Genomic DNA, 25,204 nt, shown 5'->3' on the forward strand with positions numbered 1-25,204 from the left:
GCGCTCACGCGGCCTCTTGCGCGGAGCGCGGCCGGCCGGTCGCGCCCTCGTCGTAGGTGACGACGAGTTCGCCGTCCCGCTCGTCCACCCGGATGGTCGAGCCGTCGCGCACGTCGCCGCGGATCAGCGCACGGCCCACGAGCGTCTCGACCTCGTGCGAGATGTAGCGGCGCAGCGGCCGGGCACCGTACACGGGGTCGAAGCCCTGCTCGGCGATGTGCTCGCGGGCGGCGTCGGTGAGTTCCAGGGTGATCTGCCGCTCCGTCAGCCGCCGCCGCAGATCGTCGAACTGCAGGTCCACGATCGTCTTGATCTGGGCCATGCCGAGGGGCTTGAACAGCACGACGTCGTCGATGCGGTTGAGGAACTCCGGCCGGAAGTGCGCCTGCAGATCGCCCATCACCAGGGCCCGGGTCTCGGGCTTGATCTCCCCGTCGGCGGTGACGCCGTCGAGCAGGTACGGGGACCCGATGTTGGACGTCATGATGACGACGGTGTTGCGGAAGTCGACCGTGCGGCCCTGCGAGTCGGTGATCCGGCCGTCGTCGAGGACCTGCAGCAGGGTGTTGAAGACGTCCGCGTGCGCCTTCTCGATCTCGTCGAACAGGACAACGGAGTACGGCTTGCGGCGGACCGCCTCGGTGAGCTGGCCGCCCTCCTCGTAGCCGACGTATCCCGGGGGCGCGCCGACGAGCCGGCTGACGGTGTGCCGTTCCTGGTACTCGCTCATGTCCAGGCGGACGAGGCTCTCCTCGCTGTCGAAGAGGGCCGCCGCCAGGGCCTTGGCCAGCTCGGTCTTGCCCACGCCGGTCGGTCCGAGGAAGACGAACGAGCCGATCGGCCGCCGTGGGTCCCGGATGCCGGACCGGGCCCGGATGATGGCGTCGGTGACGAGCTTGACCGCCTCGTCCTGGCCGACCACGCGCTCGCCGAGGATCTCGTCGAGGCGCAGCAGCTTCTCGCGTTCGCTCTCCTGCAGCCGGGTGACGGGGATACCGGTCCACGCGGCGACGATCTCGGCGATCTCGTCCTCGGTGACGACCTCGTGCAGCAGCCGGCTCTCGCCCTGCTTGGCGGCGAGCGAGTCCTCCTCGGCCGCGAGGCGCCGCTCCAGTTCGGTGATCCGGCCGTAGCGCAGTTCCGCCGCACGGTTGAGGTCGTAGTTCCGCTCGGCCTCATCGGCCTCCTGTCGTGCCTGTTCCAGGTCCTGGCGCAGTTCCTGCACCCGCCTGATGGCCTGGCGCTCGGCCTCCCACTTGGCGTGCATCGCGTCGGTCTCGGCCCGCAGGTCGGCCAGTTCGCGCCGCAGTTCCTCGAGGCGCTTGCGGCTGGCGGGGTCGGTCTCGGTGCCGAGTGCCGCCTCCTCGATCTCCAGCCTGGTCACCCGGCGGGTGATCTCGTCGAGTTCGGCCGGCATCGAGTCGATCTCCGTACGCAGCCGGGCGCATGCCTCGTCCACGAGGTCGATCGCCTTGTCCGGCAGGTACCGGTCGGAGATGTAGCGGTGGCTGAGGGTGGCCGCGGCGACGAGCGCGGTGTCCTGGATCTTGACCCCGTGGAAGACCTCCAGGCGTTCGCGCAGTCCGCGCAGGATGGAGATGGTGTCCTCGACGCTGGGTTCGTCCACGACCACCTGCTGGAAGCGGCGTTCGAGGGCGGCGTCGGACTCGACGTACTTGCGGTACTCGGCGAGGGTGGTGGCGCCGATCATGTGGAGTTCGCCGCGGGCGAGCATCGGCTTGAGCATGTTCCCGGCGTCCATGGCGCCCTCGGCCCCTCCGCCGGCACCGACGACGGTGTGCAACTCGTCGACGAAGAGCAGGATGCGCCCCTCCGCACCCTTGACCTCGCTGAGCACGGCCTGCAGCCGCTCCTCGAACTCGCCCCGGTACTTGGCACCCGCGACCAGCAGGCTCATGTCGAGGGCGAAGATGGTCCGGTCGCGCAGGCCGTCGGGCACGTCCCCGCGCACGATCCGCTGGGCCAGGCCCTCCACGATCGCCGTCTTTCCGACGCCGGGGTCACCGATCAGGACCGGGTTGTTCTTGGTCTTGCGGCTCAGGATCTGGATGATGCGCCTGATCTCCGCGTCGCGGCCGATGACCGGGTCCATCCTGCCGCTGCGCGCCTCGGCCACCAGGTCGCGGCCGTACTTCTCGAGGGCCTCGTACGCACCCTCGGGGGTGGCGGAGGTGACGCGCTGGTGCCCGCGGATGCCGGTGAGGGCCTCCAGGAACGACTCCTTCGTGACGCCGAACTCCTTGAGCAGCCGGCCCGCGGCGGTCCTCGACCCCTCGTCGGCGAGAGCGAGGACGAGGTGCTCGACGGACACGTACTCGTCCTTGAGCCGCTTGGCCTCCTGCTCGGCGGAGTCCAGCACCTGGGCGAGCCGCTGGGTGATGAACACCTGGCCCGGCTGGGCACCGGGGCCGGTCACCCGGGGCCGGCGGGCCAGCGACTCCGTCACCGCCGTGCGCAGCGCCTGGGTGCCGACGCCCGCCCGGTCGAGCAACCGGGGCACCAGCCCGTCGGGCTGGTCGAGGAGGGCGAGCAGCAGGTGCTCGCCGTCGACCTCGGTCTGGTCGAGGCGTCCGGCGATGGTCTGTGCTTCCTGCAGGGCTTCCTGCGACTTCTGGGTCAACCGGTTCATATCCACGATTCATCACTCCTGGCGCCGGCGTTGCTGCGCCTCAGCTCGTCCTCCAGCTCGCTGATCCGGTCGAGCAGATCGAGCACCAGACCGAGTGAGGCGTAGTTGAGGTGCAGCCCGGCCCTGAGGCGTTGGATGCGGGCCAGTACCGAGGGGGCGCTCCGGTCGAACCAGAGCCGGCCGTCGGCGCCCCGGGCGGCGTCGATCAGGCCGAGTGCGACGAACCGCCGCACGACGTCGGGGTGGAGGGAGGCGAGACGCGCGACGGCGTCCAGGTCCAGCCGGGTGACCGGATCCATCGCGTAGCGACGGACGACGACGTTCACGCCGGGCTGCCGGGCCGGGGGCGTCGCCCGGCGGTGCCCGGGGGCCCGCCCGGCGGACCGGGGGTCGTGGGTCATCCTGGTTTCCTCGGGTCGAAGGGGGAGTCGGCGGCCAGTTGCTCGAAGAGTTCGCGTTCGCGCTCGGAGGGCTTCGGCGGGACCATGATCCGGACCTCCGCGTAGAGATCCCCGTCGTCGCCGCGGGGGTTGGGCATCCCTTCGCCGCGCAGCCGCAGCCGGCGGCCGCTCGACGAACCGCCCGGCACGGTGACCTTCGCCGTGCCGCCGGGGGTCGGAACGGGCACGGTGGCACCGAGCGCCGCCTCCCAGGGGGTGACGGGGAGGACCACGTGGATGTCGCGGCCCTCCAGCCTGAACCGCGCGTCAGGTTTGATCCGCACGCGCAGGTAGAGGTCGCCCGGCGGGCCGCCGGCGCTCCCCCGGCCGCCCTCTCCGGCCAGCCGGATGCGCTGGCCGTCGACGACCCCGCGGGGAACGGTGACGTCGTAGGTCCGCGGACCGTCCGGTCCCGAGAGGGTGATGCCTCGTTTGCCCCCGCGGTAGGCCTCCTCCACGCCGAGCCGGATCTCCGCCTCCTGGTCCGCGCCGGGCACCGGCCCCCGGGCCCTGGCCCCGCCGCGCCCGAACAGCCCGCCGAACAGGTCGTCGAAGTCCACGCCTCCGGCGCCGCCCTCGAAGCCCTCGAAGCCCTCCCCGAAGTCGGACACGAAGCGCACGCGGCGGCCGTCGCCGCCCGGTCCGGCACCGGAGCGGGTGTACCCGCCGCGGGCGCCCGCAGCGGCCGCGACGCGCTCGTCGTAGTCCTTCGGGATCTCCCGGAAGTGCTCGCCGAACCGGTCGTAGCGGCGGCGCGTGTCGGGGTCGGACAGCACGCTGTACGCCTCGTTGATCTCTCTGAACCGCTCCTCGGCCTCCGGCTCCTTGTTGACGTCGGGGTGGTGCCGGCGGGCCAGTTTGCGGAACGCCGCCTGGATCTCGTCGGAACCCGCGCCGCGGCCGACCCCGAGGACGTCGTAGTAGTCACGCGCCATGGGCGTCACTCCTGCCGCTTGTTCACCACGACGGCCGCGGGGCGCAGCTGCTGGTCGCCCTCGCCGTAGCCCGGCCGCTGGACCCGGACCACGGTGTTGGGTTCGGCCTCGGGGTCGTCGACGAGGCCGACGACCTCGTGCCGGGTCGGGTCGAACGGGACGCCCGTCTCCTCGTAGCGGGGGTACCCGAGTCCCCGGAGCACCTCGACGGCCAGATCGCGCACGGCCTTGACGCCTTCCTGCACGGCGGACGGGTCGGATCCCGCGTGCTGGAGGGCGAGTTCGAGGTTGTCGACCACGGGCAGCCATGCCGCCGACGTACGGGCCCGCTCGTCGCTCCGCTCGCGCTGCAGCTCCCTCGCATGGCGTTTGCGGAGGTTGTCCAGGTCCGCGAGGGAGCGCCGCCAGCGGTCCCGGATCTCGTCGAGTTCCGCGGTGAGTTCGCCCGTGCCCGGCTGTGCCTCCGCGGGCGGCGCCTCGGTGGGGCCCTCCGGCGGGGCAGGTTCGTTGTCGGTGGTCATGAACGGCCTCAGCCCTTGTCGAACTCTGCGTCGATCACGTCGTCGTCGGATCCGCCGGCACCGACCGACGCGCCCTGGTCGGCCCCGGTCCCCGCTCCGCCCGCCGCGGCACCGGCGGCCGCACCGCCCGCGGCGGCGCCGGCCTGGTGGGCCGACAACGAGGCGTGCATCTGCTGGAGTTCGGACGTCAGCGACCTGACCCGGTCGACCGGCGCCTCCTCCTGCACGGCCTGCCGGGCGTCGCCGACGAGCATCTCCGCCCTGGCCTTCTCGTGCGACGGCGCGGCGTCACCGAGGTCCTGGAGCCTGCGCTCGACCTGGTAGGCCACGGCGTCCAGCTCGTTGCGGGCGTCGACGGCCTGGCGCAGCGCGGTGTCCTCGCCACGGTGGCGCTCCGCCTCCTGGACCATCCGCTCGACCTCGCTCTGGTCGAGGTTCGAGCCCTCGCTGATGGTGATGCCCTGCTCGGCGCCCGTGTTCTCGTCGCGTGCCGTGACGTTGAGGATGCCGTTGGCGTCGACGTCGAAGGTGACCTCTATCTGCGGCTCGCCCCTCGGCGCCGGCCGGATGTCCGTCAGCTGGAAGCGTCCGAGGACACGGTTGTCGGCGGCCATCTCGCGCTCGCCCTGGAGGGCCACGATGTCGACGGCCGGCTGGTCGTCCTCGGCGGTGGAGAACGTCTGCGTACGGCGCACCGGGACCGTCGTGTTGCGTTCGATGAGCCTGGTCATCACACCGCCGCGGGTCTCGACGCCGAGCGACAGCGGGGTCACGTCGAGCAGCAGGACGTCCTTGACCTCGCCCTTGAGCACGCCCGCCTGGATCGCCGCGCCCAAAGCGACGACCTCGTCGGGGTTCACGCTCATGTTCGGGTCCTTGCCGCCGGTGAGCCGGCGGACGAGGGCCTGCACGGCCGGGATACGGGTCGACCCGCCGACGAGGATGACCTCGTCGATGTCGTTCTCGGTGACCTTGGCGTCGGCAATGGCCTGCTTGACGGGTTCGAGCGTCCGCTCGACGAGGTCCGCGGTGATCTGCTCGAACGTGGACCGCATGACGGTTTCCGTGAGGTGCTTGGGGCCGGCCGCGTCGGCGGTGATGAACGGCAGGCTCACCTGCGTCTGCGTCACCGAACTCAGTTCGACCTTGGCCTTCTCCGCGGCCTCGAACAGCCGCTGCAGCGCCTGGGGGTCCTGGCGCAGGTCGATGCCGTTGTCCTGCTGGAACTTGTCGGCCAGGTGGTCGACCAGGCGCCGGTCGAAGTCGTCGCCGCCGAGGTGGCTGTCACCGGCCGTGGACCGGACCTCGACCACGCCGTCGCCGACGTCGAGCAGACTCACGTCGAACGTGCCACCACCGAGGTCGAACACCAGGACCGTCTCGTGGCCCTTCTTGTCCAGACCGTAGGCGAGGGCCGCCGCGGTCGGCTCGTTGATGATGCGGAGCACTTCCAGGCCGGCGATCTTCCCGGCGTCCTTCGTGGCCTGGCGCTGGGCGTCGTTGAAGTACGCGGGGACGGTGATGACCGCCTCGGTCACCCGCTCGCCCAGCTGCTTGCCGGCGTCGTCGGCCAGTTTGCGCAGCACCAGCGCGCTGATCTCCTCCGGCGAGTACAGCTTGCCGCGCACGTCGAAGCGCGCGTTGCCGTGCTCGTCGGGGACGACGTCGAACGCGACGGCCTTGGCCTCGTCGGATATCTCGTCGTAACGACGGCCGATGAAGCGTTTGGCCGAGTAGATGGTGCCCTTGGGGTTGAGGATCGCCTGGCGGCGCGCGAGCTGACCGACGAGTCGTTCTCCCGTGTCGGTGAAGGCGACGACGGAGGGAGTGGTGCGACTGCCCTCGGCGTTCGGGAGCACCGTGGCCTCTCCGCCCTCCCAGGCCGCGATCACCGAGTTGGTGGTCCCCAGGTCGATTCCGACTGCCTTGGCCATCAGGTTCTCCTTCGTCGCACGACGCGCGGTTCACAGGTCCGGAAGCGGACTCACAGGTCGGAGAGCGTGCCGTTCACCCTGCTTCGAGTCCGCGAACTTCTTCGAGTCCTCGAGGAGGTGCGCATGCCTCGCGCCTTCGAGGGGGCGCCTTCTCGTGGAGGCGGCCGGACGGGCCGGGTCCCGAGGCGGTCCCGTGGGCGGCCGGCCGCGGTCGTGCCGACGGGGCCGTGTCGTCGCGGCCATGGCCGGCGGCATACGTGATCGCCACGTCCGGCGGTTCGGCTGGTCCATGATCCGTACTCCCCGCGTGGCCGAGCGCCGTCGGCCCGTACGCCTGCTCCGGCGTCGCGCCCCGGGCAACCTCGCAGCCAGCGCCTGCCAGGTTCCCATGCGGATGCGCTCCCGCCCTGCCAGTACAAGGGTGACGACATAAGCCAATCGGGGCAATTCGGAAGTTCGCTCCGGTGCTCCTGTCGGCGTCGGGCCGTGCACCTCACCCTCGGCGACCTCGCCGTCACGGCGAGCGCGGTGCGTCGCGGTCTCGGTTCACCCCCAGGGCTCGGGGCCGGAGCCCGCCGCCGGTGCTGCCGGCGCCCAGGCGCGGCCGGCCCGTACGCTCCGCTCGCGGCCGGTACGTCCGGCCGGCGGCCCGCGCCGGGCCTGCGTGCTGACGGGTGGCGGATGCACCGCGGCCCCCGCCGCCGAGAACACGGGCGGCGAGACGACCCGCGGGCCTCGCCCCACCGGTCGGTCCGGGCACACCCGGCCCGGCCGTCCCCAGCCGGGCCGTCCCTCAGGCTCGGTTGCGCGACGCCCCTGCCCTCGTCCTCCCACGGCGATCCCGCGGGTGGTGGCGCACAGGCGGTCGAGGAGGCCGTCAGCGGCCAAGGGAGGACGCCCTGGCGGACGAGGGAAACAACGCGTGCCCCCGAGCCGCGGCGACCAGGAGAGGACGCCCGTGCGGAGGGAAACACCGCGCGCCCCCCGAGCCGCGGCGACCAAGAGAAGGTGCCCGAGCGGAGGGAAACAACGCGCACGCCCCGAGCCGCGGCGACCAAGAGAAGGTGCCCGAGCGGAGGGAAACACCGCGGGCGCCCCGAGCCGCGGCGACCAAGAGAAGGTGCCCGAGCGGAGGGAAACACCGCGGGCGCCCCGAGCCGCGGCGACCAAGAGAAGGTGCCCGAGCGGAGGGAAACACCGCGGGCGCCCCGAGCCGCGGCGACCAGGAGAGGACGCCCGTGCGGAGGGAAGCAACGCGCACGCCCGGGGCCGCGGGCGTCGGCGGCTTCCCGGGGCGGCGGTGCGCGAGCACCGCGACCGTGTCCGCGACCTCGATGCCCTCCGGGCCCCAGGGTGCGCGCGGCACGGACGACCCGGCGCCGGGTCGTCCGGCGCGGACCCCCGACCGCGCAGCGGAGCCGGCCGCCGGGCTGCCTGGCGCGGCCGCGGACCCGACCCGTGTGGACAGGTCGTACGGGGTCACACGCGGGAGCGTGAGGACGACCTCGGCGTGCCCGGCGTGCACCACCGCGGGAGCACGCGGACCGCGACGGTGTGCCCAGGGCGAACCAACCGCGGGAGCGTGAGGACGGCCTCGGCGTGCCCGGGGCGGACGCACCGTCCGCCCCGGGCGGCGGCCCCGGCCGCCCGCCGCACCGGACGGCCGGGGGGTCAGCGCCCCGGCGCCAGCAGGGCCGCCGCGGACACCGTCAGAGGGTCCAGACCGTCATGGCCGGTCTCCGCGTCCTCGATGAGCCGGGCGCGCATCCGGGGATCCCAGAACGCCCGGATGTGCGCGGCGATCTCCCCGGCCGCCTCGGCGGGGTCCCGGTGGCGGAACTGCGCCGCGATGTCGTTGGCCAGCCGTACGTGGGCGGCGACGGGCTGAAGGGCCATGGCTCACCGCTCCCCGGCGGCGACGGACCGCGCGGCGGCCGGTTCCGCTGCCGGGGGCCGCTTCAGGGTGACCTGGACCGCCGTCACCTTGTACTCGGGGCAGTTGGTCGCCCAGTCCGAGTGCTCGGTCGTCACGACGTTGGCACCGGTCGCGGGATGGTGGAACGTCGTGTACACCACCCCGACCGGCATCCGGTCGTCGATCCGCGCCCGCAGGCTGGTCTCGCCGACCCGGCTGGCCAGTGCCACGGTGTCGCCGTCGCGGATGCCGCGCACCTCGGCGTCGTGCGGATGCAGTTCCAGCACGTCCTCCGGGTGCCAGGCCACATTGCCGGTACGGCGGGTCTGGGCGCCGACGTTGTACTGGGACAGGATGCGGCCGGTGGTGAGGATCAGCGGGAACTTGCGGGTGCTGCGCTCCTCGGTCGGTACGTAGACGGTCTCGACGAACCGGCCCCTGCCGCGCACGAATCCGTCCACGTGCATGATGGGCGTGCCCTCGGGGGCCGTGTCGTTGCACGGCCACTGCACACTGCCGACCCGGTCGAGCTTCCCGAACGACACCCCGGCGAAGGTCGGCGTGGTCATCGCGATCTCGTCCATGATCTGCGAGGCGTCGTCCCACTTCATCGGGTAGCCCATCGCCTGGGCGATCTCGCAGACGATCTGCCACTCGTGCTTGCCCGTCCTCGGGGCCATCACCGGCCGCACCCGGTTGATCCGGCGTTCGGCGTTGGTGAAGGTGCCGTCCTTCTCCAGGAACGACGTCCCGGGCAGGAACACGTGGGCGAACTTCGAGGTCTCGTTGAGGAAGAGGTCCTGCACGACGACGAGGTCCATCGCCGAGAGCGCGGCCGTCACGTGCCGGGTGTTGGGGTCGGACTGGGCGATGTCCTCGCCGTGCACGAACAGCGCCCGGAACGTGCCGTCGACGGCGGAGTCGAACATGTTGGGGATGCGCAGCCCCGGCTCCGACTGCAGGGTCCTCCCCCACAGCGTCTCGAAGACGGAGCGCACCGCGTCGTCCGACACATGCCGGTAGCCGGGGAGTTCGTGGGGGAACGAGCCCATGTCGCACGAGCCCTGGACGTTGTTCTGCCCGCGCAGCGGGTTCACGCCGACGCCCTCGCGGCCGATGTTGCCGGTGGCCATGGCGAGATTCGCCATGCCCATCACCATGGTCGAGCCCTGGCTGTGCTCGGTGACGCCGAGGCCGTAGTAGATGGCCGCGTTGGGCGCGCCGGCGTAGAGCCGGGCGGCCGCGCGCAGTTCCTCGGCCGGGACGCCGGTGATCCCGGCGACCGCCTCGGGGCTGTGCTCGGGCCGGGCGATGAACCGCTCCCACGCCTCGAAGTCCTCGCAGCGCTCCGCGACGAAGGCGCGGTCCACCAGCCCTTCGGTGACCACGACGTGGGCGAGGGCGTTGACCAGCGCCACATTGGTGCCGGGCGCGAGCTGGAGGTGGTGCGCGGCCTCGACGTGCGGGGAGCGCACGAGGTCGATGCGGCGCGGGTCGGCCACGATGAGCCGGGCGCCCTGGCGCAGCCTGCGCTTCATGCGGGAGGCGAAGACGGGGTGGCCGTCGGTGGGGTTGGCGCCGATGACGAGGATGACGTCCGCCCTGGCGACGGACTTGAAGTCCTGGGTGCCGGCCGAGGTGCCGTAGGTCTGCTTCAGTCCGTAGCCGGTCGGCGAGTGGCAGACCCGGGCGCAGGTGTCGACGTTGTTGTTGCCGAAGGCCGCGCGGACCATCTTCTGGACCGCGTACACCTCCTCGTTGGTGCAGCGGGACGAGGTGATGCCGCCGATCGCCCCGGCTCCGTGCCGGGCCTGGATGTCCAGCATCCGCCGCGCCACATAACCGATGGCCTCCTCCCACCCCACCTCGCGCCAGGGGTCGGTGATCCGCTCGCGCAGCATGGGCTTCAGCTGCCGGTCGGGGTGCGAGGCGTAGCCGAACGCGAACCGGCCCTTGACGCAGGAGTGGCCCTCGTTGGCCCCGCCGTCCTTGTACGGCACCATCCGCACGACCTCGTCGCCGCGGAGTTCGGCCTTGAAGGAGCAGCCGACACCGCAGTACGCGCACGTGGTGACGACGCTGCGGGTCGGCATGCCGAGCTCCACCACCGAGCGCTCCTGGAGGGTGGCGGTGGGGCAGGCCTGGACGCAGGCGCCGCAGGAGACGCAGTCGGACTCCATGAAGCTGCCGCCTGCGCCGGCCGCGACCTTGGAGGCGAAGCCGCGGCCCTCGATGGTGAGGGCGAAGGTCCCCTGCACCTCGCCGCAGGCCCGGACGCAGCGGGAGCAGGAGATGCACTTGCTCGCGTCGAAGTCGAAGTAGGGGTTGGAGCTGTCGGTGGGCTCGTCGAGGTGGTTCTCCCCGTCGAAGCCGTAGCGGACCTCGCGCAGCCCGACGACCCCGGCCATGTCCTGCAGTTCGCAGTCCCCGTTGGCCGGGCAGGTCAGGCAGTCCAGCGGGTGGTCGGAGATGTACAGCTCCATGACGCCGCGCCGCAGTCCGGCGAGTTCCGGGGTCTGGGTGCGCACCTTCATACCGGGGGCGACGGGCGTGGTGCAGGAGGCGGGCGTGCCCTTGCGGCCGTCGATGTCGACCAGGCAGAGGCGGCAGGACCCGAAGGGTTCGAGGCTGTCGGTGGCGCAGAGCCTGGGGATGTCGATCCCGGCCTCGGAGGCGGCGCGCATCACCGACGTGCCCTCGGGGACCAGCACTTCCGTACCGTCGATCTCGACGGCCACGGTCGCCTCGCCGGCCCGTGCCGGGGTGCCGTGGTCGGGCTCCTTGATCAGGGTCATCGACGCGTCTCCTTCGTCGCTCCGAAGTCGCCGGGGAAGTGCTCCAGGGCGCTCCTCACCGGCATGGGGGTGAGCCCGCCCATCGCGCAGAGCGAGCCCTCGGCCATCAGGTCGCAGAGGTCGTTCAGGAGCACGAGGTTGGCCCGCCGGTTCTCCCCCGCCACGATCCTGTCGATGACCTCGGTGCCGCGCACCGCCCCGATCCGGCACGGTGTGCACTTGCCGCAGGACTCCGCGGCGCAGAACTCCATGGCGAACCGGGCCTGCCCGGCCATGTCCACCGTGTCGTCGAAGACGACGACGCCGCCGTGTCCGACCATCGCGCCGGCGGCCGCGAACGCCTCGTAGTCCATGGGCAGTCCGAAGCGGGAGGTGGGCAGGTACGCCCCGAGCGGGCCGCCCACCTGCACGGCACGCACCGGCCGTCCCGAGCGGGTTCCGCCGCCGTATCCCTCGACGAGTTCGCCGAGGGTGACGCCGAAGGCGGTCTCGACGATGCCGCCGCGGGCCACGTTCCCGCCGAGCTGGAAGACCTGGGTGCCACGGGAGCGGCCGGTGCCGAGGTCCGCGAAGGACTTGGCTCCGTCGGCGAGGATCATCGGCACGGAGCCGAGGGTGAGGACGTTGTTGACGACGGTCGGCCTGCCGAAGAGTCCCTCCAGCGCCGGGATCGGCGGTTTGGCCCGGACCGTGCCGCGTTTGCCCTCCAGGCTCTCCAGCATGGACGTCTCCTCGCCGCAGATGTACGCCCCCGCCCCGACCCGTACGAAGAGGTCGAAGTCGAGGTCCGAGCCGAGGACGCCCTCCCCGAGCCAGCCGTGCTCGCGGGCGGTGGCGATCGCCGTGCGCAGGGTCGCCACCGCGTCCGGGTACTCCGACCGCACGTAGACGTAGCCCTCGCGGGCGCCGACGGCCCGGGCGGCGATCGTCATGCCCTCGATGAGGGTGAACGGGTCGCCCTCCATCAGCATGCGGTCCGCGAACGTGCCGCTGTCGCCCTCGTCGGCGTTGCAGCACACGAACTTCAGCCCCGCACCGGCCTCCCGGACCGTCTTCCACTTCACCCCGGCCGGAAAGCCCGCGCCGCCACGGCCGCGCAGCCCGGACTCGGTGACCTCGGCGACGATCTCCTCGGGAGTGAGCTCCAGGGCGCGCCGCAGTCCGGCCAGCCCGCCGTGTGCGAGGTGGTCCTCGGCCGAGAGCGGGTCGACGACACCGACCCGGGCGAAGGTGACCCGGGTCTGGTCCCGGAGCCAGCCGATGTCCTCGGTGAGGCCCCGGCACAGCGGGTGGGCGGCCCCGTCGAGCAGGCCGGCGTCCAGCAGGCCCTCGACGTCGGCGGGCGTCACCGGGCCGTACGCGACCCGCCCGGCCGGGGTCGTCACCTCGACCAGGGGCTCCAGCCACAGCATTCCGCGCGAGCCGTTGCGGACGACGCGGACGGGCCGACCGACCTTGGCCGCCGCGGCGGAGATCCGGTCGGCGACCTCGTCCGCGCCGACCGAGCGGGCGGCCGAGTCGCGGGGCACGTGGACGGTCACGGGAACGCTCATGCGTCCGCCCCCTCGACCGTCAGGAAGGCGTCCAGCCGCTCGATGGTGACCCGGCCGTGCAGCCGGCCGTCGACCTCCACGGCCGGTCCCAAGGCGCAGTTGCCGAGGCAGAAGACCTGGTCGAGGGTGACCTCGCCGTCGGTGGTCGTCTCGCCGAAGGAGACTCGGAGCCGGCGCCGCGCACGGTCGGCCAGGGCCGCGGCGCCCACCGCCTGGCACGCCTCCGCCCGGCAGATCCGCACGGTCCGCCGGCCGGGCGGCGTCTCGCGGAAGTCCTCGTAGAAGGTGACCACGCCGTGCACGTCGGCCCGCGACAGGTTCAGTTCGGCGGCCAGGACGGGGATCACGGCCGGATCGACGTATCCCAGTTCCTCCTTGACGGAGTGGAGCACGGGCAGCAGGGCGCCACGCTCACCGCGGTGCCCGGCGACGATCGCCCGCACCCGGTCCTCCAGCGCCCCCTCCGGTGACGGCTCCGTCGGTGGCCCCACCGACGGCCCGGGCAGTACGGCCATGACCAGCCCCTTCCACCGAACGACAGATAAGGGCACTGTCGTGCGGATTCGCGGGCGCGTCCAAGCGTTCTTCGCTATGGGCTGTTAGGCGCGGACTATCAACGGGGGCGCACGGGCCGGTCGGCGGCGGTGCGCGGCACCAGGTGCCGGCGCAGCACCGCGTCCAGTTCGCCCTCCAGGTCCACCCGGTGGGCCACGTCGACGAGCGCGCGCACGAGGCTGAGCCCCGGGTCACGGTCGGCGAGGACCAGACCCACGGAATGGTTGCGGGCGGGGCGCTCCATGGGCACCAGACGCATCCCCTCGGGCACGCCGAAGAGCCCCAGCCAGGCGTGGGCGATCACACTCGACCAACGGCGGGTCGCCAGGTGGGCGTACAGGGCGGACACGGTGTCGGTCTCCATCGACGCGTCCGCCCGCACCCCGGCGTCGGCGAAGTTGCGGTCCAGGATCCGGCGGTTCTGCATCTGCGGGGAGAGGAGGCACAGCGGCAGTCCCGCCACCTCCTCCCAGGTCGCCCTGGTGCGGGTGGCGAGTTCACCGTCCCGCGGGGTCAGCAGCAGATAGCGCTCCCGGTACAGCGGGACGGTACGGACGTTGCCGAGCGGTTCGCCGTCCACGTAGCTCAGCCCGACGTCGAGGTCGAACTCGGCCAGCCGGTGCACCATCTGCCGCGAGGAGACCGATTCGAGCGATATCCGTACCTTCGGGTGGCGGTCGAAGAACGGGGTGGTCAGCGACTGGGCGGCGGTGAGGGCGGTGGGGATCGCTCCGACGCGCAGCACTCCGGTGAGTCCCCCGCCCCTGGCCGCGAGGTCGTCCCAGAGCGCGTCGCGCTCGGCGAGGATCCGGCGGGCCCACATCACCACCCGCTCCCCCTCGGGGGTGAAGCCCTCGAAGCGCCGGCCCCGGCGCACGATCATGACCTTGAGATCCCGCTCGAGCGTGCGGATGCCGGCGGACAGCGAGGGCTGGGAGACATGGCAGGCTGCGGCGGCCCGCGCGAAATGGCGCTCGCGTGCCAGCGCGATCAGGTACTCCAGTTGCCTGAGCAGCACGGCTGGACCCTACCCGTTCCCCGGCGGGCGCAGCAGTCCCGCGACGGACGGAGCCCGGCGCGAACGGCCCGTGCCCGCCGGGGCGATGGGCACCGAGTCGTCATCGGGGGCGGAGTGAACCGTGGTTCGCGGGAGGAGTACTGTGCGCTGCCATCAGACCAGGTGTTCGGACCTCCATGGAGGATTGATGAATGCACCCACCCGTGCGTGGAAGCGCTCGGGCGCGCTTGTAGCGGGCGCTGCCTTCGGGCTCGTCGGAGTGGGCCTGAGCGCCGCTCCGGCGTCGGCCCACACGCCCGTCTGGACGGTGACCTGCTCCGAGGTCACGGTCGACCTCAAGGCATACAGCCCCAACGTCACCAACACGGTGTCCGTCACCGTCGACGGCAAGGACCTGCTGCCCACCGAGGCGTTCGGGCGCGAGTTCAGCAAGACGCTGCAGCTGCCCGAGCACAAGGCCGAGGTCCAGGTGCGGCTCGTGGTCAAGGCCGGCGACGGCGACCGGTTCTCGCACGACGAGACCAAGACCGCGCCCGTCTGCGAGACCCCGAAGCCCTCGGAGACCCCGGAGGAGCCGGAGCCCTCGGACACCCCGAGCACGGAGCCGCCCGGCTCCGAGGCTCCGCCGTCGCCGGAGCCGAGCACGCCTCCCCTGGCGGAGACCGGCGGCTCCAGCGCCACGCCCGTGATCGCGGGCGCCGCGGCCGCCGCGGTGGCGGCCGGTGCCGGCATCCTCGTGGTGACCCGCAGGCGCCGCGCCGACCGCGGCTGACCCGCGCCCGGCACAAGGTCCCTTCCGTGCCCCGCGGCCCGCTCGGGCGGCGGGGCACGGTCGTGCGCCGGTGCGTCCGCGGGGGGACCTGGCCCGCTCACGGGCCGCGCCGTGGCTCTCCGCCGTCCACGCGGGAGGCGTGGGGACACCTGCGCGTCGGGCGCATGGCGGGAGCACGCGAACGGACGCCCTCCGGCGGACTGTTCGCGTTCCTGGGTGGTCCGCGCCGCGAAGTCGGCGGTGGAACCGGTGTGTTGCGGAGGACGGGTCGGAACGGACCGGCCGGGCCGGCGCGATGCGGCGGACAGGTCGGCAGGGACCTCCCGGAACCGGCCGGACGAACCGGCCGAACCGGACGTTGAACTCGTCGAGAAGGGACCGGGTGGGAACGGGTTCCGCTGGAGCACGGCGGGAACGGGCGGTCGGCGGTCGCTTGGGCTCGGCCCGCGAGGTCCCGGCAGACGGGTGCGGAAGACCCGCCACCGCCGGGCGGAGGGGCGTGCCATGATCGCGGGCATGACCGTCTCGAGCGTGCGACGTGCCGTGGTCCTCGCGGCGTCGGCCGCGGTGCTGGCCACCGGGTGCGGACTGTCGGCGGAGCTGGACCGCGAGGCGGATCCCGCACGGACCGGAGTGGACGCGCGCCCCGGTCCACCGGCGTCCGACCGCTCCGAACCCCCGGTTTCCGTGCCGCCTGGTTCCCGGCCGTCGTCCGGTGCGCAGGGATCCCCGGGACAGCCACAGCCGGCCGCGGCGAACTGCCCGGCGGCGGGCGTCCGGGTGTCGACCGGCATGGTGACCGCCACCATGGGCCTGCGCGCCATGCCCGTGACACTCACCCACTGCGGCACGGGCGAACGGCGCCTCAACGGCTATCCGGACGTCCGGGTACGCGATGTCCAGCGGCGGCCCATGGACGTCACGGTGCTCAAGGGCGCGGGACCGATCACACAGCTCGACGACCCCGGCCCGCACCCGGTCGCGCTGCGCCCCGGGGAATCGGCACGCAGCGTGTTCGTCTGGCGCTACTCCGCCGTCGACACGTCGACGCTGCGGGGCAGCGGGGTCTACGTGGAGATCGGACCGAGCGCCGGTGCGGGACGGCAGACCGTGGAGCCGGAAGGCGGCCTCGACATCGGCGAGACGGGCCTGCTCGGCACCACGGCATGGCAGAAGGTCACGGACTGAGGCGGAGGGACACGACGGGCGCGCGGCGCGCACGCGCCGAGGGCGCGGCACGAGCGCAGAGCGCCCGCGCCGGGGGCCGTGCGCGGCTCGCCCCGCCTGGGACACAGCGCGTACGCAGGCGCCCGGACCGGGGGCACGGCACATGCGCAGGTCGCCTGGACCGGGGATACAGCAACGTGCGCAGGTCGCTCTGACCCGAGCAGCGGGTGCGCGGAGCGGCCAGGCCACGCGCCCGACGAGCGCGCGGAGCGCCCAGGTCGGGGGACGACGGGGCCCCGTCCCCGTACCCCTCACGTCGGGGATCCCGCGAGCGCACGGGCCCCCGTGCCTGGACACGACGTCCGCGGTCCTCGCGCTCCGGGGACACGGTGAGCGCACACGTCCCCGCGCCGGGGACTCCGCGAGCGCACACGCCCCCGGCCAGTGACACCCGAGCGAACGGCTCCCGCCCGGCGGGGACGGCCGGGCGGGACGCCCCGCTCAGCCGGCGGTCAGCGGCCTTCGCCCTACCCGGCCTGCTCGCCCTACCCGGCCTGCTCGCCCTACCCGGCCTGCTCGCCCTACCCGGTCTGCTCGCCCTTCTCTGCCTTCTCGGCGCGCTTCTCCTTCAGGCGCACGGCCTCCTTGCGCACCTCGGCCTGGGTCGCGCGCTCCCGCTGCAGCCACTCGGGGCTCTCCTGCTTCAGCGCTTCGATCTGCTCCGTGGTCAGGGCCTCCGTGACACCGCCACGGGCCAGGCCGGAGATGGAGACGCCCAGCTTCGCCGCGACGACGGGACGGGGGTGCGGGCCGTTGCGCCGCAGTTCGCTGAGCCACTCGGGCGGGTCGGTCTGGAGTGCGTTGAGCTCGTCGCGCGAGACGACGCCCTCCCGGAACTCCGCAGGGGTGGCTTCGAGGTACACACCCAGCTTCTTCGCCGCCGTGGCGGGCTTCATCGTCTGGGTGCCGTGGTGCGACGTCATGGGTCAAGGATATCGAGCGTGTGCACGAGCTCCGACCACGCCCGATAACCTGGTGCGGTGACAGGCTCCGAAGCTCCCCCCTCGTTCAGGCTCGCCTATGTACCCGGCGTGACCCCCGGCAAATGGGTGCGGATCTGGCAGGAGCGGCTGCCCGACGTGCCGCTGGAGCTCGTCCCGGTGACGGCCGCCGAGGCGCCGGGGCTGATGAACGACGGGGGTGCCGACGCGGGAGTGGTGCGGCTGCCTGTCGACCGCGCCGTCTTCAGTGCCATCCCGCTGTACACGGAGACGACGGTGGTCGTCGTGCCGAAGGACCATGCCGTCGCGGCCGTCGACGAGGTCTCCCTGGAGGACCTGGCCGAGGACGTCGTGTTCCACCCGCTGGACGACCCCCTCGAGTGGCAGGAGCTCCCCGGACGTCCCGCGGTCGAGCGACCCGCCACGACGGCGGACGCGATCGAGCTCGTGGCCGCGGGCGTGGGTGTGCTGGTCGTCCCCCAGTCCCTCGCCCGGCTGCACCACCGCAGGGACCTCACGTACCGCCCGGTCGCCGACGCCCCGCAGTCGAGCGTCGCCCTGTCCTGGCCCGAGGACCGGACCACCGACCTGGTGGACGACTTCATCGGGATCGTCCGCGGCAGGACCGTCAACAGCACACGGGGACGGCGTCCCTCCCCCGCCGAGCAGCCGAAGGACAAGCCCCGTCGCTCCGGCCGCCCGGCGCGCGAGGCGGGCGGCAAGTCCGCGGCCGGCGGGCGACGCGGTGCTGCCACGGGCCGCGGCGGCGGCGCCTCCGCCGGGCGCAAGGGCGCCCGGCCCGGCAAGCCACGCCGCCGGTCCTGATCCACGCGCGGATCGCCATCGCTCCTGATCCACGGGTCCGGGCGGGCTGCGGCCGGACAGGGAAACGCGGGTGCCCCGGGAGATTCTCCCGGGGCACCCGCGATCGGTCGCTCGGCGGCGGTATCCGCCCTACCAGCGGTACCAGCGTCCGCGGCCGCCACCCGGCGCGGCCGGCCGGACGACGAAGCCGAGCAGCCAGACGACGAGGACGACGGCGGCGATCCACCAGAGCGCTTCGAGGGCGAATCCGGCGCCGAAAAGCAGGACGGCGAGTATGAGAACCAGCAGCAACGGGACCATGTTTATCAACCTCCGAAGCCACGGTTGCCCCGGCCCCGCGCATTCACACACGCGGCCTGCCGATTGCTCCCGGCGTCATTTCCCTTGGGTGCGGGGGGTTTGACGACGTGGACTCCGGTTAGTCGACGCGATACACCTGTTGTCGACTACTGGGAAGTGGGAGTCATGGCAGCCGACGAGAAGACCCGAGCCAAGATCGAGCAGGCCAAGGGCAAGGTGAAGGAGACGGTGGGGCGTGCCGTCGGCAACGAGCGGATGACCGCCGAGGGACGCGCCGAACAGTCCAAGGGCGACATGCGCGAGGCGAAGGAAAAGACCAAGGACGCCTTTCACCGCTGACGTCGAACTTTCGGGCACCGGGCCCGGTATCCGCACCGCGGGTACCGGGCCGGCCCATTTCCGCACGGATCACCGGCCGACCGTCGGTGCGGAATACCGATGAATGCGTTGCGGGGCGCGCCTGCGGGTCCTCGCCGTACGGTTCGGCTCCCCGCGGTCGTGGGCCGGGAAATGCCCTCGGAGCAGCCACGGCGGTCATGGTGGGCGTCTGCGCGCCGCCCACGAACAGCGACATTGGCGGGAATCCATCGCCGCGTTCCGGACACACGGCAACCGCGGTCGTGACGTACCCATAACCGGTGCTTCAGATTCCGGTAATCGAACACATCATGGACACCACGTTCGGCCGCCTGTACGGTGCGGCAGCAGGTGGCCGGAACCATCGCGGGCCACGGACCGACGGGCGCACTGTGTGTCGACTTCCGGCGGAGGGGGGCCGTTTTGCGTGTGGCGACATCCGGTGAGGACACTCGATGTGGCTTGAACTCCGCCGATGCGCTCAGCCGTTCCGCACTCGCGGTTCTCCATCTCAATGGCAGATTCACGGCCCTGCTCAACGGGCTGACGCTGGCGGCCGGACTGAGCGCGGCCCAGTGGCAGGTGCTCGACACGATCGGCGCCGGTCCGCAGTCCGTCTCCGGTGCGGCCCGCCTCCTGGGCATCACCCGGCAGAGCGTGCAGCGCATCGCCGATCTGCTCGTGGACCAGGGGCTGGCGGCCTACCGCGACAACCCCGCCCACCGGCGTGCCAAGCTGCTCGAGACCACGGACGCGGGCAAGGCGGTGCTGGCCGGCATCGACCCGGGTCTGGCCGAACTGGCCCGAAGGCTGTGCGGCGAGCTGGGTGGTGAGGATGAATTCCGCAGGATCACCGAAATACTGGGGGAACTCTCGCGGGCGCTGTGCGCCGTCGGCCCGCAGGCGCGTTCCTGAGCGCACGGACGGACGCGCCGGCCGTACCGCGGGGTCGCGAGGGCTCGCGTACGACTGGAAATCGACCTGGCCGCACAGCGGTTGGTGTCTGATATCGCGCAACGTGCATGTTGCGCGGTCAACGGCCTGAATGTGGGTCACGTCGGGGGGACCTCTTGAACCAGCTCGTCTTCAGAATGCTCGGCCCCCTGCTGGTTCAGGCAGACGGGGTGCCGGTCCGGATCAAGGGCAGACGCCAGTCCACCGTCCTCGCGATGCTGCTGCTCTCCGCGGACCGGATCGTGTCGGTCGACACCCTGGTGGACGCCGTCTGGCCGGAAGATCCCCCGGCGACCGCCCGCAACCAGATCGCCATCTGCGTGGCGACCCTGCGCAAGACCTTCAAGGAAGCGGGTGAGAGCGAGCTCCTGCTCACCTCCTCCCCCGGGTACGTGCTGGCCCGCGGCGAACACCGCATCGACGTCGTGGAGTTCCTCCAGCTGGCCGAGCGCGGTCGGGAAGCCGCACGGCACGGTCGCGCCGAGGAGGCCTGCGTCCTGCTGGAGGAGGCCCTCAGCAAGTGGCGGGGAACCGCTCTCGACAAACTCTCGGGCGACCGGATCGAAGCCGAGGCCGCCAGGCTGGAACAGCTGCGGCTCGATCTGATCGAGGAGCGCGCCGGGCTCATGCTGGGCCTGGGGCGGCACCGGGTGCTGACCGGGGAGCTCGGCGAGCTGGTCGCACGCCACCCGTTACGGGAGCAGTCCCGCGAGCATCTGATGCTGGCGCTCTACCGTTCGGGGCAGCGCGCCGAGGCGCTGGAGGTCTTCCGGCTGGGCCGCAGGCTGCTCAACGACGAGCTGGGCATCGAACCGGGGCCCGCCCTGCAGCAGTTGCACGATCTGATCCTGCACGACTCCCCCGAGCTGTCGCGCCCGCCCGCCGCGGCTCCGTCCGCCTCGGTCACCGTGCAGACGGTCCCCGCCCAACTTCCGGCGGACGTCATGCGGTTCACGGGCAGACAGCAGGAGCTGGCCGCCCTCGACCGGCTGCTGAAGGAGCCGTACCAGCCGCACGCACCCGTCCTGGCGACCATCGCCGGGGTGGGCGGGGTGGGCAAGACGGCGCTGGCCGTCCACTGGGCGAGCCAGGCGGCGGACCGCTTCCCCGACGGTCAGCTCTTCGCCGACCTGCGCGGCTACGACGAGGAGAACCCCCCGGTCTCCCCCGCCGCGGTGCTCGACCGCTTCCTCAGGGCGCTGGGGACTCCCGCCCCGCAGATCCCGGAGGAGGCCGACGAGCGCGCTGCCCTCTTCCGCAGCCTCCTCAGCACCCGGCGGATGCTGATCCTCCTCGACAACGTGCGGTGCTTCGCCCAGTTGAGACCGCTGCTCCCGGGCGGCGGCCGCAGTGTCGTCCTGGCCACCGGGCGCGAGGCCCTGGACGACGTGACCGGTGACTACACGGCACTGCGGATCAGATTGCGCGTACTCCCGCCCGCGGAGGCGACCACCCTGCTCACCAAGATCGCCGGCGCCGACCGCTTCGGCAGTGACCCGGTGGGACTCGAACAGCTGAGCGCGCTGTGCGACTGCCTGCCCCTGGCGCTGCGCATCGCCGGGGCACGGCTGGCGAGCAAGCCCGGGCTGACGGTGCGCGGGCTGGTCGAGAGGCTGCGCGACCAGCGGCGGCGGCTGGACGAGCTGAGCCCGGAGGAGGGCGGGGTCCGGGCCGGCTTCCGGCTCACCTACCGGGACCTGGCTCCGGAGGCGGCCCGGATGTACCGCAGGCTCGGCCTGCTGCGCACCCCGGACTTCGCGGCGTGGGCCGCGGCCGCCACGGTGGACACGAGTCTGTGGCGCGCCGAGGAACTGCTCGACCAGCTCGTCGACGCCCAGTTGCTGGAGGCCGTGGAACCGGTACCGGGCAGGCCCGCCCGGTACCGGTTCCAGGACCTGCTCCAGCTCTTCGCCCGTGAGCGTGCCGAGGCCGACGAGACGGAGGAGGAGTGCGACGCCGCACTGGAGCGCGCGTTCGGCGCCTGGCTGTGGCTCGCGGAGGAGGCTCATCGGCGGCTGGACGGCCGGGACTTCCCGGTGGGCCGTCCGGCGCAGCCGGCTCCGGCCTTCCTGCCCGGCGCCACGGACGAGCTGCTGTCCGCGCCGCTGGACTGGTTCGACTCCGAGCGGGCCGCGGTCGCCGACGTGGTGGCGCACGCGGCCGAGTCGGGCCGGGCGCGGTACGCGTGGGCCCTGACCGAGAGCGCCGTGCCCCACTTCGAGACGCGCAACTACCTGGAGGACTGGCAGCGGTGCGCCGACGCGGCCCTGTCGTCCGCCCGGCGCGTCGGCGACCGCGTGGGCGAGGCCACCATGCTGCGCCTGCTGGGTTCGCTCGCCATCTACCAGCGGCGCTACGAGCAGGCCGAGGGCTGGAACATGGCCGCTCTGCGACTTCTGCGGGGCAGCGAGGACGTCCACGGGGCTGCGCTCGCCCAGCGGAACCTGGCGATGTGCGCCCGGCTCCAGGGCGACTGGGACCGGGCGCTGGAGTTCTGCCGGGCGGCGCTGGAAGGCTTCTCCGCGGTGCGCGACACCCGCAACCAGGCCCATCTGCTCGGCTATCTGGCGCAGATCGAGCTGGACCGGGGTCAGGTGGAGGAGGCGCTCCCGCTGGCCGTGGAGGCGGTATCGCTCAGCCGGCGGTCCGGTTCCGTGCGCGCGGAGACGCAGAGCCTCTACCGGCTCGCGGAGGTGCGCCTGTGCGCGGGGGAACTGGACGACGCGGCCCAGTCCTTCAACGAGGTGCTGCAGTTGTCCCGCAAGGAGGGCGACCGGGTCGGCGAGGCCCACGCACTGCGCGGACTCGGCGAGACGCAGTGGAGCCAGGGCCTGCTCCCGGCGGCCGAAAGCACGCTGAGGCAGGCCCTGGAGATCACTGAGGAGCTGTCCGACCGTTTCCTGTACGCACGCGTGGAGACCGACCTCGGCTGTGTGGAGGCGCTCGGCGGCCGGCACGCGGCGGCGGCGGAGAGGTTCGAGCGGGCCCATGCCGCGCTCGGCGAAGTCGGAGCCCAGCCCTGGCGGGAAAGGGTGCTGAGACTGCTCGCCGCACTGCGCGGCGGGCCGGGCGGGGCGGGTGCGGCCGCGGGCCCCGGGACGGAACGGTGCTTCACGCCCCAGGCGTTGCGGCTGCTCCTGGCGGAACGGTCCGACTGAGCCGCTCCCGGAGGGTTCGGAGCGTCAGCCCCAGGGCATGTCGTCGTCGGACGCCGCGGCCGGCCCCAGGGGCCTGACCACGCCCCAGGGCATGTCGTCGGCGTTCGTGACCGTCGTGGAGTGCGCGGTGGAGCCCAGTCCGGCGCCCGCGCCCGTGATGAGCCCTGCCAGTACGAACAGACCGGCCATCGTCGCCCGCTTCGCCGTCCGAGTGCTGCGCATTGCGATTCCCCCTCATCGGTGGACCGTCATTGCCGCTTGCTGCGGTACGAACGGACAGTAGGGACGCCTCCTTTCGATCCTTTGTCCCACCGATTTCGCGCGCCGGGACCCCCGTGAAACCGACACGATATCGAGAAAATAACGCCCCCCTCTAGCGTCGTCCGGAGATTCTTCGCGTGAATCACGAACGGGGCTGCCCATGGAATTCCGAGTGCTCGGGCCGGTCGAGGTCCGCCGGCACGGGAGCAGAGTGCCGCTGTCGGGCACCAAGCTGCACACCGTGCTGGCAGCGCTGCTGCTGGCCCGCGAGGAGGTCGTGTCCGACGACCGGCTGAGCCGGCTGCTCTGGGGCTGGGCGCCGCCCGCCACCGCGAGCGCCCAGCTGTACACCTATGTGTCGAGGCTGCGGAAAATCCTGGGCGACGACATACTCATCGACCGCAGGCCACCTGGGTATGCCATGGCCATAGGCAATTCCTCACTCGATCTCATCGAATTCCAGGAACTCGGCCGCGAGGGCCGGGAAGCGCTCTCCGCACACGATCACGAAAAGGCGGGAGATCTTCTCCGGAGCGCCCTCGCGCGCTGGAACGGCCCGCCGCTCGCGAACACCACGGACCATCTCGCGGCCGCCGAGGCCACCTGCCTGACCGAGGCGCGCGCCGTCACCCTGGAGCACCGGATCGCCGCCGACCTGGCGCTCGGCCGGCACGAGGAGATCACCGTCGAACTCACCGGTCTCGTCGCGGAGTTCCCCCTGAGGGAACGCATCCGCTGCCAGCTGATGACCGCGCTGTGCCGCTGCGGGCGGCAGGCCGACGCGATCCATCTGTACCACCACGGCCGCGCGGTGCTGGCGGAGGAACTCGGCGTCGACCCGGGCGAGGAGCTGCAGGCAACGTACCGGGCGCTGCTGGACGGCTCGCTCGTGCGGCATGCGCAGCGGACCGGGGCGAAGCCGGAGCACACCGGGCGCCGCCAGGCCGACCCGGACTCGCATGGCGTACCGGCCACCCTGCCCCCGGACACGGTGGACTTCACGGGCCGCGAGCGCGAACTGGGACTGCTGTCCCGTGCCCTCGCCCCGGACACCGCCGCTGCCGACCGGCCCCGCAGGGTGCTGGTGACGGGGATGGCCGGCGTCGGCAAGACCGCACTCGCCGTGCACGCGGCGCACCGCTGCAAGCGGCACTTCCCCGACGGGCAGCTGTACGCCGACCTGCGCGCTCCGGACGGCACGGCGCGGCCGGCCGGAGGGGTGCTGCTGCATCTGCTGCGGGCGCTGGGGCTCGCCGTCGGCTCCGGGACTGCCGAGGACACCGACGAACTCGTCCGGCTCTACCGGGAGCGCACCGGCGGCAGGCGGCTCCTCATCCTGCTGGACAACGCCGCGAGCGCGGCGCAGCTCGGGCCGCTGCTCCCCAACACGCCGGAGCCGGCCGTCCTGGTCACGGGACGCACCGCGCTGCCGACCGTGGCCGGGGCGCACACCGTCGCCCTCGATCCGCTGGAGGACGGACCGGCGCTCCAGGTGCTGGCCGCGGCGGCGGGGCCGGACCGGATCGCCGCCGCCCCCGGCGCGGCGGCGGTGATCGTGGAGCACTGCGCCGGGCTGCCGCTGGCCCTGCGGATCGCGGGCACGCGGATAGCGGCCCGGCCGCACTACGCGCCGGACCGGTTCGCCCGGCGGCTGGCGGACCCCGGCACCCGGCTGCGGGAACTCCACTCGGGCGACCTGGACGTCCAGGGTGCGCTGCTCGCCTCGTGGCGGGCCCTGCGACCGGATGCCCGCCGGGCGTTCCCGGTCCTGGGCGGCCTGGGCCCGGAGCCGTTCCCCGCGGTGCAGGCCGCCGAGCTGCTGGGACTGCCCGAGGGGGACGCCGAGCTGCTGCTGGAGGCCATGGCGGACGAGGCGCTGCTGGAGGTGAGCGGCGCCGACGAGTGGGGCCGGCCCTGCTACGTGTTCCACCCGCTGGTGCGGCTCTTCGCCCTCTCCGTACCGGACGGCCGGGCACAGGGCGAGCCGGCAGGACGGTTCCGTGGGGCGTAACCGGTGGCTAACCGGCGCCCCCTACCCTCGCTCCGCCCGGCGGAGCAGCGACGCCCCCGCAGTCCCGGCCCGATGGATTCCC

General features: G+C 72.7%; 20 protein-coding genes. 7 read left to right on the forward strand and 13 right to left on the reverse strand.

From position 1 onward, the window contains the following. Window positions 1–4: 4 nt before the first annotated feature. The 10 genes from clpB to QRN89_RS03655 form a co-directional block, all read right to left on the reverse strand. A complete protein-coding gene (gene clpB, locus QRN89_RS03610) occupies window positions 5–2,656 on the reverse strand; it encodes an ATP-dependent chaperone ClpB (protein ID WP_290347882.1) in 2,652 nt (883 codons plus the stop codon). Beyond that, entirely contained in the window at window positions 2,647–3,051 is a 405-nt protein-coding gene (locus tag QRN89_RS03615) for a chaperone modulator CbpM (protein WP_290347883.1), read from the reverse strand. Before QRN89_RS03615 ends, clpB begins: the two co-directional genes overlap by 10 nt. Beyond that, window positions 3,048–4,025 carry a DnaJ C-terminal domain-containing protein gene (locus QRN89_RS03620; RefSeq protein WP_290347884.1) on the reverse strand — a complete coding sequence of 326 codons (978 nt, stop codon included), beginning with the start codon at window positions 4,023–4,025 and terminating at the stop codon, window positions 3,048–3,050. Before QRN89_RS03620 ends, QRN89_RS03615 begins: the two co-directional genes overlap by 4 nt. Window positions 4,026–4,030: 5 nt before the next feature. Continuing rightward, window positions 4,031–4,546 carry a nucleotide exchange factor GrpE gene (locus QRN89_RS03625; RefSeq protein ID WP_290347885.1) on the reverse strand — a complete coding sequence of 172 codons (516 nt, stop codon included), beginning with the start codon at window positions 4,544–4,546 and terminating at the stop codon, window positions 4,031–4,033. An 8-nt stretch (window positions 4,547–4,554) separates the two neighbouring features. Then, window positions 4,555–6,480 carry a molecular chaperone DnaK gene (gene dnaK / locus QRN89_RS03630; protein WP_290347886.1) on the reverse strand — a complete coding sequence of 642 codons (1,926 nt, stop codon included), beginning with the start codon at window positions 6,478–6,480 and terminating at the stop codon, window positions 4,555–4,557. Window positions 6,481–8,151: 1,671 nt separating this feature from the next. Beyond that, window positions 8,152–8,376, reverse strand: a complete 225-nt coding sequence (locus QRN89_RS03635; protein ID WP_290347887.1) for a formate dehydrogenase subunit delta — start codon at window positions 8,374–8,376, stop codon at window positions 8,152–8,154. 3 nt (window positions 8,377–8,379) lie between these two features. After that, on the reverse strand, window positions 8,380–11,190 hold the full coding sequence (gene fdhF / locus QRN89_RS03640; RefSeq protein WP_290347888.1) for a formate dehydrogenase subunit alpha: 2,811 nt from the start codon (window positions 11,188–11,190) through the stop codon (window positions 8,380–8,382). Continuing rightward, the gene (locus tag QRN89_RS03645) at window positions 11,187–12,743 is read right to left on the reverse strand and encodes a formate dehydrogenase beta subunit (protein WP_290347889.1); all 1,557 of its coding nucleotides are present in this window, start codon (window positions 12,741–12,743) and stop codon (window positions 11,187–11,189) included. The genes fdhF and QRN89_RS03645 overlap by 4 nt, the downstream gene beginning before the upstream one ends. Beyond that, complete coding sequence (locus tag QRN89_RS03650) at window positions 12,740–13,258, reverse strand: formate dehydrogenase subunit gamma (protein ID WP_290347890.1); 519 nt, start codon at window positions 13,256–13,258, stop codon at window positions 12,740–12,742. Before QRN89_RS03650 ends, QRN89_RS03645 begins: the two co-directional genes overlap by 4 nt. Window positions 13,259–13,356: 98 nt before the next feature. Next, window positions 13,357–14,316, reverse strand: a complete 960-nt coding sequence (locus tag QRN89_RS03655) for a LysR family transcriptional regulator (protein ID WP_290347891.1) — start codon at window positions 14,314–14,316, stop codon at window positions 13,357–13,359. Window positions 14,317–14,503: 187 nt separating this feature from the next. Here QRN89_RS03655 and QRN89_RS03660 point away from each other — a divergent pair, with 187 nt between their 5' ends. Both QRN89_RS03660 and QRN89_RS03665 read left to right on the forward strand, forming a co-directional pair. Then, entirely contained in the window at window positions 14,504–15,088 is a 585-nt protein-coding gene (locus QRN89_RS03660; RefSeq protein WP_290347892.1) for an LAETG motif-containing sortase-dependent surface protein, read from the forward strand. Between the two features lie 516 nt (window positions 15,089–15,604). Next, on the forward strand, window positions 15,605–16,276 hold the full coding sequence (locus QRN89_RS03665; RefSeq protein ID WP_290347893.1) for a DUF4232 domain-containing protein: 672 nt from the start codon (window positions 15,605–15,607) through the stop codon (window positions 16,274–16,276). A gap of 560 nt (window positions 16,277–16,836) precedes the next feature. Here QRN89_RS03665 and QRN89_RS03670 read toward each other — a convergent pair. After that, window positions 16,837–17,238 carry a DUF5997 family protein gene (locus tag QRN89_RS03670; protein WP_290347894.1) on the reverse strand — a complete coding sequence of 134 codons (402 nt, stop codon included), beginning with the start codon at window positions 17,236–17,238 and terminating at the stop codon, window positions 16,837–16,839. Between the two features lie 57 nt (window positions 17,239–17,295). On the opposite strand from QRN89_RS03670, the gene QRN89_RS03675 reads away from it, so the two are divergent. Then, a complete protein-coding gene (locus QRN89_RS03675; protein ID WP_290347895.1) occupies window positions 17,296–18,081 on the forward strand; it encodes a LysR substrate-binding domain-containing protein in 786 nt (261 codons plus the stop codon). Between the two features lie 129 nt (window positions 18,082–18,210). Here the strand turns inward: QRN89_RS03675 and QRN89_RS03680 are convergent, their stop codons facing one another. After that, window positions 18,211–18,381, reverse strand: a complete 171-nt coding sequence (locus QRN89_RS03680) for a hydrophobic protein (RefSeq protein WP_290347896.1) — start codon at window positions 18,379–18,381, stop codon at window positions 18,211–18,213. A gap of 165 nt (window positions 18,382–18,546) precedes the next feature. On the opposite strand from QRN89_RS03680, the gene QRN89_RS03685 reads away from it, so the two are divergent. The 3 genes from QRN89_RS03685 (at window position 18,547) to QRN89_RS03695 (ending at window position 22,850) form a co-directional block, all read left to right on the forward strand. Beyond that, the gene (locus tag QRN89_RS03685; protein WP_290347897.1) at window positions 18,547–18,720 is read left to right on the forward strand and encodes a CsbD family protein; all 174 of its coding nucleotides are present in this window, start codon (window positions 18,547–18,549) and stop codon (window positions 18,718–18,720) included. Between the two features lie 480 nt (window positions 18,721–19,200). Next, window positions 19,201–19,653: a MarR family winged helix-turn-helix transcriptional regulator gene (locus tag QRN89_RS03690; protein WP_290347898.1), complete on the forward strand. Its 453-nt coding sequence runs from the start codon at window positions 19,201–19,203 to the stop codon at window positions 19,651–19,653. Between the two features lie 155 nt (window positions 19,654–19,808). After that, the gene (locus QRN89_RS03695; RefSeq protein ID WP_290347899.1) at window positions 19,809–22,850 is read left to right on the forward strand and encodes an AfsR/SARP family transcriptional regulator; all 3,042 of its coding nucleotides are present in this window, start codon (window positions 19,809–19,811) and stop codon (window positions 22,848–22,850) included. Window positions 22,851–22,874: 24 nt separating this feature from the next. Here QRN89_RS03695 and QRN89_RS03700 read toward each other — a convergent pair whose 3' ends face one another. After that, window positions 22,875–23,072: a hypothetical protein gene (locus QRN89_RS03700; protein ID WP_290347900.1), complete on the reverse strand. Its 198-nt coding sequence runs from the start codon at window positions 23,070–23,072 to the stop codon at window positions 22,875–22,877. A gap of 199 nt (window positions 23,073–23,271) precedes the next feature. Here QRN89_RS03700 and QRN89_RS03705 point away from each other — a divergent pair, with 199 nt between their 5' ends. Beyond that, window positions 23,272–25,122, forward strand: coding sequence for an AfsR/SARP family transcriptional regulator (locus QRN89_RS03705; RefSeq protein ID WP_290347901.1), 1,851 nt, complete (start codon window positions 23,272–23,274; stop codon window positions 25,120–25,122). Window positions 25,123–25,204 lie beyond the last annotated feature (82 nt).

This window comes from Streptomyces sp. HUAS CB01 (genome assembly GCF_030406905.1).
Classification (GTDB): Bacteria; Actinomycetota; Actinomycetes; order Streptomycetales; family Streptomycetaceae; genus Streptomyces; species Streptomyces chengbuensis.

What these genes read in the sequence shown, in the direction of transcription:
- QRN89_RS03615 (WP_290347883.1), bottom strand. Translation starts at nt 3,051, where the DNA reads ATGACCCACGACCCCCGGTCCGCCGGGCGGGCCCCCGGGCACCGCCGG.
- QRN89_RS03620 (WP_290347884.1), bottom strand. Translation starts at nt 4,025, where the DNA reads ATGGCGCGTGACTACTACGACGTCCTCGGGGTCGGCCGCGGCGCGGGT.
- QRN89_RS03625 (WP_290347885.1), bottom strand. Translation starts at nt 4,546, where the DNA reads ATGACCACCGACAACGAACCTGCCCCGCCGGAGGGCCCCACCGAGGCG.
- dnaK (WP_290347886.1), bottom strand. Translation starts at nt 6,480, where the DNA reads ATGGCCAAGGCAGTCGGAATCGACCTGGGGACCACCAACTCGGTGATC.
- QRN89_RS03635 (WP_290347887.1), bottom strand. Translation starts at nt 8,376, where the DNA reads ATGGCCCTTCAGCCCGTCGCCGCCCACGTACGGCTGGCCAACGACATC.
- fdhF (WP_290347888.1), bottom strand. Translation starts at nt 11,190, where the DNA reads ATGACCCTGATCAAGGAGCCCGACCACGGCACCCCGGCACGGGCCGGC.
- QRN89_RS03645 (WP_290347889.1), bottom strand. Translation starts at nt 12,743, where the DNA reads ATGAGCGTTCCCGTGACCGTCCACGTGCCCCGCGACTCGGCCGCCCGC.
- QRN89_RS03650 (WP_290347890.1), bottom strand. Translation starts at nt 13,258, where the DNA reads ATGGCCGTACTGCCCGGGCCGTCGGTGGGGCCACCGACGGAGCCGTCA.
- QRN89_RS03660 (WP_290347892.1), top strand. Translation starts at nt 14,504, where the DNA reads ATGAATGCACCCACCCGTGCGTGGAAGCGCTCGGGCGCGCTTGTAGCG.
- QRN89_RS03665 (WP_290347893.1), top strand. Translation starts at nt 15,605, where the DNA reads ATGACCGTCTCGAGCGTGCGACGTGCCGTGGTCCTCGCGGCGTCGGCC.
- QRN89_RS03670 (WP_290347894.1), bottom strand. Translation starts at nt 17,238, where the DNA reads ATGACGTCGCACCACGGCACCCAGACGATGAAGCCCGCCACGGCGGCG.
- QRN89_RS03680 (WP_290347896.1), bottom strand. Translation starts at nt 18,381, where the DNA reads ATGGTCCCGTTGCTGCTGGTTCTCATACTCGCCGTCCTGCTTTTCGGC.
- QRN89_RS03685 (WP_290347897.1), top strand. Translation starts at nt 18,547, where the DNA reads ATGGCAGCCGACGAGAAGACCCGAGCCAAGATCGAGCAGGCCAAGGGC.
- QRN89_RS03700 (WP_290347900.1), bottom strand. Translation starts at nt 23,072, where the DNA reads ATGCGCAGCACTCGGACGGCGAAGCGGGCGACGATGGCCGGTCTGTTC.
- QRN89_RS03705 (WP_290347901.1), top strand. Translation starts at nt 23,272, where the DNA reads ATGGAATTCCGAGTGCTCGGGCCGGTCGAGGTCCGCCGGCACGGGAGC.